Annotated in this window: 9 protein-coding genes; 3 read left to right on the forward strand and 6 right to left on the reverse strand. The window is 61.2% G+C overall.

Annotated elements, in window-relative coordinates; translation table 11 throughout:
* Positions 1-17: 17 nt before the first annotated feature.
* Positions 18-707: a tRNA1(Val) (adenine(37)-N6)-methyltransferase gene (locus ABI_RS07970; RefSeq protein WP_006272397.1), complete on the reverse strand. Its 690-nt coding sequence runs from the start codon at positions 705-707 to the stop codon at positions 18-20.
* A gap of 223 nt (positions 708-930) precedes the next feature.
* Between ABI_RS07970 and ABI_RS07975 the strand changes: the two genes are divergently transcribed.
* Genes ABI_RS07975 through ABI_RS07985 form a run of 3 tightly spaced genes read left to right on the forward strand, consistent with a single transcriptional unit; the run spans position 931 to position 4,720 of the window.
* A complete protein-coding gene (locus tag ABI_RS07975) occupies positions 931-1,950 on the forward strand; it encodes a polyprenyl synthetase family protein (protein WP_006272398.1) in 1,020 nt (339 codons plus the stop codon).
* 13 nt (positions 1,951-1,963) lie between these two features.
* Positions 1,964-3,166, forward strand: a complete 1,203-nt coding sequence (locus ABI_RS07980; protein ID WP_006272399.1) for an acyltransferase family protein — start codon at positions 1,964-1,966, stop codon at positions 3,164-3,166.
* Between the two features lie 27 nt (positions 3,167-3,193).
* Positions 3,194-4,720, forward strand: a complete 1,527-nt coding sequence (locus ABI_RS07985) for a helicase HerA-like domain-containing protein (protein ID WP_006272400.1) — start codon at positions 3,194-3,196, stop codon at positions 4,718-4,720.
* 3 nt (positions 4,721-4,723) lie between these two features.
* Here the strand turns inward: ABI_RS07985 and ABI_RS07990 are convergent, their stop codons facing one another.
* The 5 genes from ABI_RS07990 to ABI_RS08010 form a co-directional block, all read right to left on the reverse strand.
* Positions 4,724-5,113, reverse strand: coding sequence for a DUF2442 domain-containing protein (locus ABI_RS07990; RefSeq protein ID WP_006272401.1), 390 nt, complete (start codon positions 5,111-5,113; stop codon positions 4,724-4,726).
* The gene (locus tag ABI_RS07995; RefSeq protein WP_006272402.1) at positions 5,106-5,351 is read right to left on the reverse strand and encodes a DUF4160 domain-containing protein; all 246 of its coding nucleotides are present in this window, start codon (positions 5,349-5,351) and stop codon (positions 5,106-5,108) included. The genes ABI_RS07990 and ABI_RS07995 overlap by 8 nt, the downstream gene beginning before the upstream one ends.
* A gap of 266 nt (positions 5,352-5,617) precedes the next feature.
* Complete coding sequence (locus tag ABI_RS08000; RefSeq protein ID WP_006272404.1) at positions 5,618-6,211, reverse strand: YdeI/OmpD-associated family protein; 594 nt, start codon at positions 6,209-6,211, stop codon at positions 5,618-5,620.
* Positions 6,211-7,089 carry a hydroxypyruvate isomerase family protein gene (locus ABI_RS08005; RefSeq protein ID WP_006272405.1) on the reverse strand — a complete coding sequence of 293 codons (879 nt, stop codon included), beginning with the start codon at positions 7,087-7,089 and terminating at the stop codon, positions 6,211-6,213. The genes ABI_RS08000 and ABI_RS08005 overlap by 1 nt, the downstream gene beginning before the upstream one ends.
* 95 nt (positions 7,090-7,184) lie before the next feature.
* Positions 7,185-7,401 (reverse strand): SDR family oxidoreductase (locus ABI_RS08010; protein ID WP_040308701.1); only part of this gene is annotated, 217 nt, incomplete at its 5' end.

The following is a 7,401-nucleotide window of genomic DNA, read 5'->3' on the forward strand; positions in this document are numbered from 1 at the left end:
GTAAAGATTGACGGGCCTTACCATCCTAAAGCCTGTGCGCCGCGCAGGATCGCGTCGACTTCAGGCGTGTGTTTGCGGTCGCCACGGTCGTGCAGCACCAAAGGCGGCAGCAATCGTAAAGGCGCCTTGCCCAGGCGTTTGCCCCAGACAAGTATCCTCTTGGCCTCCTTTTCGATAAACGGTTGAATGGGCCGTACCCGGAAGGAACCGGCCTTCGACGACAGGCCCGTCAGGATGTCGGCCAACCGGTCGGCGCGGTGAATGAAGACGATGTCGCCGCCGTCCTTCACCGCTGCCAGGGCGAAGTCCAACCAGGCGCCTAGACCGTCGTCGGCGATCCAGGCCGGGCGTTTAGCGTCGTGCGGTGCTCTTAAAGTGTCCGGGTCATCGAAGAACGGCGGGTTGCTGAACACCAGGTCGAAGCGGTCGAGGCCAAAGGTTTTGAAGCCGGCGCCGATGTCACCTTCGATCACGGTGACCTCGGCGTTGCCGTTCAGGGCGGCGTTTTCCCGCGCCAGGCCGGCATAGACCGGTTCGCGCTCGATGCCAGTCAGGGCCAGATCCGGGCAGCGTGCTTTCAGCGACAGGATCGCGCCGCCGGCGCCGCAGCCCAGTTCCAAAGCTTTTCCGCGCGGTGCCGATCCCGCGCAAGCCGCCGCCAGCAAGGCGCCATCCATGCCGATGCGGTAGCCCTTGGCGGGCTGCATCACTTTGACGCGCCCGCTCAGCAGGTGCGTCGGCGTGACTTCTGTGGCACAATCAACCGTCGATGAAGCGGTCTCGGTTCCCATAAGAGATTGTTTTCTGATAATTTCGCCGCAGATATGCCAAACACGTTCGACAGCGCGGTTTAAGTTTACTATCGCGGGCCATTGCCTGCACCGTCAAGGCGGTTTATGGCCTTTACCGTTTGTGTCAGGAGTTAACACCTTGGATTCGGCCAATATCGAGACTGTACGCCCGCCGGTGGCCAAACCCGACGTGTCCGCCCTGGTCAACCTGACCGCCGCCGACATGGTCAAGGTCAACAGTCTGATCACAGCCCGGATGCAGTCCGAAGTCGCCGTCATCCCCGCCCTGGCCGACCACCTGATCGCCGCCGGCGGCAAGCGCCTTCGCCCCTTGCTGTGCGTCGCCGCGGCGCGTCTGTGTGAGGTGCGTAACGACAATCACCACAAACTGTCGGCTGCCGTCGAATTCATCCATACCGCCACCCTGTTACACGACGATGTCGTCGACTCGTCGTCCCTGCGCCGGGGCAAGGTGGCCGCGCACCTGATCTGGGGGGCGCCGTCCTCGGTCCTGGTCGGTGACTTTCTGTTCGCTCGTGCGTTTGAGCTGATGGTCGAAACCGGTTCGCTGCGTGCGCTCGACATTCTGTCCAAGGCCTCGGCTGTCATCACCCAGGGCGAGGTCCTGCAGCTGATGAAGGCCTTCGACCTGAACCTGAGCCAGGCCGACTATATCGAGATCATCTCGTCCAAGACCGCCGCCCTGTTCTCGGCGGCTTCCGAAAGCGGCGCGGTTGCTGCCGGCGCGTCGGAGGACAAGATCACAGCGCTGTACAGCTATGGCCTGAACCTGGGCCTGGCCTTCCAGATCCAGGACGATGTGCTGGACTATCAGGGTGATGCCGCGGATCTGGGCAAGAACGCCGGCGACGATTTCGCCGAGGGCAAGTCGACCCTGCCGCTGATCCTGGCCATGCAGGCGACCAAGGGTACGCAGGACGCCTTCTGGGCGCGCACCATCGGTGAACGCAAGCAGCAAGACGGCGATTTTGCCATGGCTCAAGATCTTATGGTCTCCAGCGGCGCCCTGGATCAGGCGCGAGCGCTGGCCCGCGCCTATGCCGACAAGGCCCGCGCCTCGCTGAGCCTCTTCGAGCCCGGCCCGTGGCGTACGGCGTTGGAAAACCTGGCGCTCTACAGCGTGGACCGGCAAAAGTAGGCAAGGCGCGACCTTGAGTCAGGAAACCATCCGCAGCGCCGAGGCCCGGTTTTTCGAACTGGACATCCTGCGCGGAATTGCGGCCTCCATGGTGGTTCTGTTCCACTACAAGCACTTCCTGATCGATGACACCGGCAATTTCGACTATCCCAACATGCCGCTCTATGCCTTGCTGGCGCCGGTCTATGTCTATGGCCAGTTCTTCGTCGAGCTGTTCTTCTCGATCTCGGGCTATGTCTTCTTCTGGCTGTATGCCGAGGCCGTGTCGGAACGGCGGGTGGGATTGCGCAGCTTTTTCATCGCCCGGTTTTCGCGGCTCTATCCGCTGTTCTTTCTGACTTTCGTCGCAGTCGCGCTCATCCAGTGGGCGTTTGTCGCGCTGTACGGCCAGGCCTATATCTATCAGGACAATTCGCCGGGTCAGTTCGTGCTGAACCTGTTTATGGTACACCAGTGGTTGCCCGGCGCGCAGATGTCGTTCAACGGCCCGTCGTGGTCGATCTCGGTTGAGGTCTTTCTCTACGCCGTCTTCTTTGCTTTGTGTGCCCTGCGTCTGAACAAGCCCGTGATGATAGCCGCCGTGGTGGTGCTGGGGTTGCTGTTCAAATACCTGCAACCGCAGCCGGCGCCGGACTTTACGCGCGGCATTCCGAACTTCTTTTTAGGGGGACTGATCTTCTATGCCGTGCAGTATCTGCGCGACCATGCCCGGGCGATATGGCTGGAACGGGTGGAGAAGGTGTTGGTCTGGGTAGTGCCGGTGCTGTGGCTGGTGGCCTATGTCGTCGGGCACGACCTGATCTGGGGGGCCGTCGGCGACTGGATCGAGCGCCATGGTGTCGGTTCGAAATCCATCCTGTTTTCGACTGACAGCTTTGTCTATGTCCTTGTGCCCTTGACCCTGCTGGCGCTAGGGCTGCAGCAAGGCAAGTGGCTCAACCTTGAAAAGCTGGAAACGTGGTCGTGGGTGGGCGACGTCAGCTACTCCGTCTATCTCATCCACTTCCCGCTGCAACTGATGGTCATGATCGGTCTGGCCCATCTGCCCTATGCGACGCGCGCCGGGATATTTGCGTCGCCCCTGGTGCTGGTGCTGTTCATGGCCGCGGCCCTTGGGCTGGCGCGATTGAGCTTCCTCTATTTCGAAATGCCGATGCGACGACTGTTGAAAGACTGGCTGACGCGAAGACTGGCGCCGGGTACGCCGATCCTTTAAGACGGGGAGGTCTTAAAGGAGCGACTCATGTCTCAACTGCCGGGGGCCTTTGTCGGCCAGGGTACCAACCCACAAATCCTGTTGTACGGCCGGGCCAACCGCCACGGCCTGATCGCCGGCGCGACCGGTACCGGCAAAACCATCACGCTCCAGATCCTGGCCCAGGCCTTTTCCGACGCTGGCGTACCGGTCTTTGCCGCCGACATCAAAGGCGATCTGTCGGGCCTGTCGCAGCCGGGCACGCCCAACGAAAAGTTGCTGGAACGTGCCAAGGGCATGAACCTTGATCTGACCCCGGCCGCGGCGCCGGTGGTGTTCTGGGACCTGTATGGCGAAAAAGGCCATCCGATCCGCGCCACCATCTCCGAGATGGGACCACTGCTGCTGGCGCGGCTGCTTGACCTGAATGATGTCCAGGAAGGCGTATTAAACATAGCCTTTGCTGTCGCCGACAAGGAGGGCCTGCTACTGCTGGACCTCGACGACCTGCGCTCCATGCTGCGCTACCTGTCGGAGAACAGCAAGGAGATCGGCGCCACCTATGGCCAGGTCTCGCCGACCACAGTCGCCACGATCCAGCGCAACCTGCTGACCCTGGAAAACCAGGGTGCGGCCAAGTTCTTCGGCGAGCCGGCGCTGCGCCTGGAAGACCTGATGCGGACCAACATCAACGGCAAGGGTTACGTTAATATCCTGGCGTCGGACCGGCTCATGCAAAATCCGAAGCTGTATTCGACCTTCCTGCTGTGGCTGATGGCCGAGCTGTTCGAGGAACTGCCCGAGGTCGGCGATCCGGAAAAGCCGCGTCTGGTCTTCTTCTTCGACGAGGCTCACCTGCTCTTCAACCAGGCGTCCAAGGCGCTGCTGGAGAAGATCGAACAGGTGGTGCGCCTGATCCGCTCGAAGGGCGTCGGCATCTATTTTATCACCCAGAACCCGGCTGACGTGCCCGATGCTGTGCTGGGGCAGTTGGGCAACCGGGTGCAGCACGCTTTGCGCGCCTATACGCCGTCGGAACAGAAGGGGCTGAAGTCGGCGGCGGACTCGTTCCGTGTAAACCCTGACTTCGACACGCTGGAGGTCTTGCAGCAATTGGGCACGGGTGAGGCTTTAGTGTCGCTCATGGACGAAAAGGGCCGGCCGACCATTACCGAACGCGCCCTGATCCGGCCGCCGGCGTCGCGCATGGGGCCAGCTACGGAACAGGAGCGGGCGGCCATTGTGGCGGCATCACCTGTCGGTGGCATGTACGATACCGAAAGGGATCGCGAGTCGGCCTATGAGATGCTGTCGGCGCGTGCGGCCAAGGCGGCTGCCGATGCACCGCCGCCTCCGCCTTCGACAGAGGAAAAGGCGGCGGCGAAAGCGGCTGTGCAGGCCGCGAAGGAAGAGGAACGTCAGCGCCTGGCCGAGGAGAAGGCCAAGGCCAAGGCGACCGCGGACACCTTGAAGACGGTGAAACAGGTGGCCGTGCCGATCATCCGCTCGGTCGGGATCGCGATTGTTGGGCAGTTGATGCGCGGCATGTTTGGTACCACCAAGCGGCGGCGGTAACGATTAGGCCGGGTCTTGGGCCGCTGTCCTCGGCCGGCCACCCTTGACGCCATTCTTACGGCTTGCCAGCCCTCTTTGTTCAGCTCGGATCATCGTGGTGGACCCCAGAAAGTCCGCAAACAATCGGGAAACCGAAATGTCGGCATCGAGCATGGGCACATGCAGTCCGAAGCCTCGCCCCTGCACCTCAATCTTCTTCAACGTGTCTGGTGTGGCGGTTTCCAGACCCTTGATGATCTGAAGGGGGAAGGCGGCCGAGATGCCGTTCGTCAGGTGCACCAGAATCTTGCCCGTGCGGGCGTCGTATCTGGCGCTCTCGGCCCGAAAAGCCGTTTGCGCAGGTCGCTTCTTACGCTCAAATTCGGCGGTTGTAATCGGTTTGAATTCAGCCATGAATCTCCCTCCATTTGCGGCAGATGTCTCCGAGATGATCGGTGATAGCGGCACTGATTTCATTGAGTTCCGAAAGCCGGAAGCCCTCGTGATCCCAAAGTTCGACCGGTCCTTCCGGACAGTTCAGTTTGAACCGAGCCTCGGCCTGATTACCCTTCAAGGCATGAACATGCGGTGGCGGATGGTCGTTCGTATAGATAGCGACACGGATGTTCCGGATGGTCAGAACCGTTGGCATGCAAGACTATACGATAAACCTAGATGATGGTCTAGGTTTATTCGCCGCGGCCGAAAAAGGGTCTGAACAGGGCCAGTTTTTCCGGCGGGAGGATGGGGCGCGAGGATACTGTCTCATCGAGGGCGGCGATGAACGATCTGAGCATGTCTCGCTCCACAGTTTTATATCGTTTTCGGAAGGCCCCTCAGCCTCGCAGGCCCGCTCTGATCGCCCACGCTTCGCTCGGCTCTCGTCCTCTCCCCGCGAGCGGGGAGAGGTAAGTAAGTTTAGTCGTCCAGGCCTTTGCCGGCGAGGATTTGCGGCATGGCTTTGTCGATGCGGGCCTCGCGAGTCTTGGTTTGCTTCGCCGAGGAAAAGTGCAGCAGATAACCGCGTTGGCGGCCCGGCGTCAGGGCTTCGAACGCCGTCTTTAGGGCCGGGTCTTCATCCAGGCGAAGTTGGAACTCATCGGGCATTGAGAACTGCGAGGTTGGCTTGAAGTCGACCTTCAGGCCGGATTTTTCGATCCCGATGGCGCTGTGGATATAGGCCTTCAGCAGATTGTCCATGCCGTCGACCTGGGCCGCGCTGGTAAAGCGGATCTGGCGCGCCGACTGCACGTTTTCCGTCTGTTGCACCAGCACGCCATCCGGATCACTGATCAGCGCACCCTTGAAAAACAGATAGGCGCAATAGTCCTTGAAGCCATGGATCAGCACGATGTTCTGACCATCCAACGTGTAGCAGGGATGGCCCCATTTGAAGTCTTCGGTCAGGTCGCAGGCCAGTGCTACCGCTCGAAGCTTTATGACCTCGTCCTTCCAGGCCTTTTCCCGGGCGATATAGGCATCGACCTTTGGGTTGGTCGCCGCCGTTGTCATCAGGCGAGGCCCGCTGCGATCGACAAGGTTGCTGCGTCTTTGAAGGCGCGATCATTGTCCTGGTCGAGCGGCATGTACTCCAGCCCGAAGACGCCCGTATAGCCGGCCGCACGAATGGCTTTGAGCAGATTGACATGATTGACCTCGCCGGTGCCGGGCTGATGGCGGCCGGGGACGTCGCCCAACTGGACATAGCCGACCTGGTCGATGCCAGCCTGGAACTTCTCGATCAGGTCGCCTTCTTCCAACTGCATGTGGTAGAAATCCCATTGCAGCTTGACCATGGGCGAGTTGACGGCGCGGCAGATCGAGACCGCAGGGCGCGAGCCGTTGAGCAGGTGGTTGGGGTGGTTGACCGTGTTGAACGGCTCGACGAGGGCCATGACGCCGGCGGCCTCCAACAGCGGCGCGATCCGCATCAGGCCGGCGGTATAGCCGCTGACCATGGCTTCGCGCGACAGGTTGGGGACCACCGCGTGGCCGACCAGGGTGATCGCCTTGCAGCCCAGGGTATTGCAGTCGACAATGGCCTGCTTGATCATGTCGGCCAGTTCCGCGTGCTTGGCCGGGTCGGAAAAGGCCGGAGCTGACGGGGCGAACTGCGAGACCTTCAGGCCGTGCTGGTCCAGCAGAGCGCGGACTTTGACGGCATCGACGCCGTCGCGGTTGACCGGCCAGAACTCGACGGTCGTGAAGCCCGCTTTGGCCGCGGGGGCGAAACGTTCGAGGAAAGGGAGTTCGCGGAACCAGGTGTCGAGATTGATCGCCCACGGCTTCAGGGCCTTTTTGACATCTGTGGCGGCCGTGGCTGTGCCGGCGGTTGCGGCCAGAGCTATTCCGGTCAGGCCGGCGAGGGCGGTGCGGCGGGAAGTGGTCATGTGGCGGTGTCCCTGTGTCTGTAGTTGCCTGAATCTTTAATTGTATGACTATATATGCCGAAAAAAGTGCGCTTGGCGAGGGACTTTTGAACCCACTACAGGTCGAACATGTCCAAAGTTTTCCAGTTCAGATGCTGGCCGGAATCGACGCAGATCATCTGGCCGGTGACGCTTGGGGCGCTTAGCAGATAGACGGCCGCGGCGGCGACCTCTTCCGGAGAGGTTGCTTTCTGCAGCAGGGTCGCGCGGGCTTCGCGTTCAAAGTCCTTGTCGCTTTGATGGATGGACTTGAGCGTCGGCCCGGGGCCGATG

Source organism: Asticcacaulis biprosthecium C19, assembly GCF_000204015.1.
In the GTDB taxonomy this organism is placed as follows: domain Bacteria; phylum Pseudomonadota; class Alphaproteobacteria; order Caulobacterales; family Caulobacteraceae; genus Asticcacaulis; species Asticcacaulis biprosthecius.

Coding starts and splice junctions, on each gene's coding strand:
- ABI_RS08005 (WP_006272405.1), bottom strand. CDS start 7,089: ATGACCACTTCCCGCCGCACCGCCCTCGCCGGCCTGACCGGAATAGCT.
- ABI_RS07985 (WP_006272400.1), top strand. CDS start 3,194: ATGTCTCAACTGCCGGGGGCCTTTGTCGGCCAGGGTACCAACCCACAA.
- ABI_RS07995 (WP_006272402.1), bottom strand. CDS start 5,351: ATGCCAACGGTTCTGACCATCCGGAACATCCGTGTCGCTATCTATACG.
- ABI_RS07970 (WP_006272397.1), bottom strand. CDS start 707: ATGCAGCCCGCCAAGGGCTACCGCATCGGCATGGATGGCGCCTTGCTG.
- ABI_RS08000 (WP_006272404.1), bottom strand. CDS start 6,211: ATGACAACGGCGGCGACCAACCCAAAGGTCGATGCCTATATCGCCCGG.
- ABI_RS07990 (WP_006272401.1), bottom strand. CDS start 5,113: ATGGCTGAATTCAAACCGATTACAACCGCCGAATTTGAGCGTAAGAAG.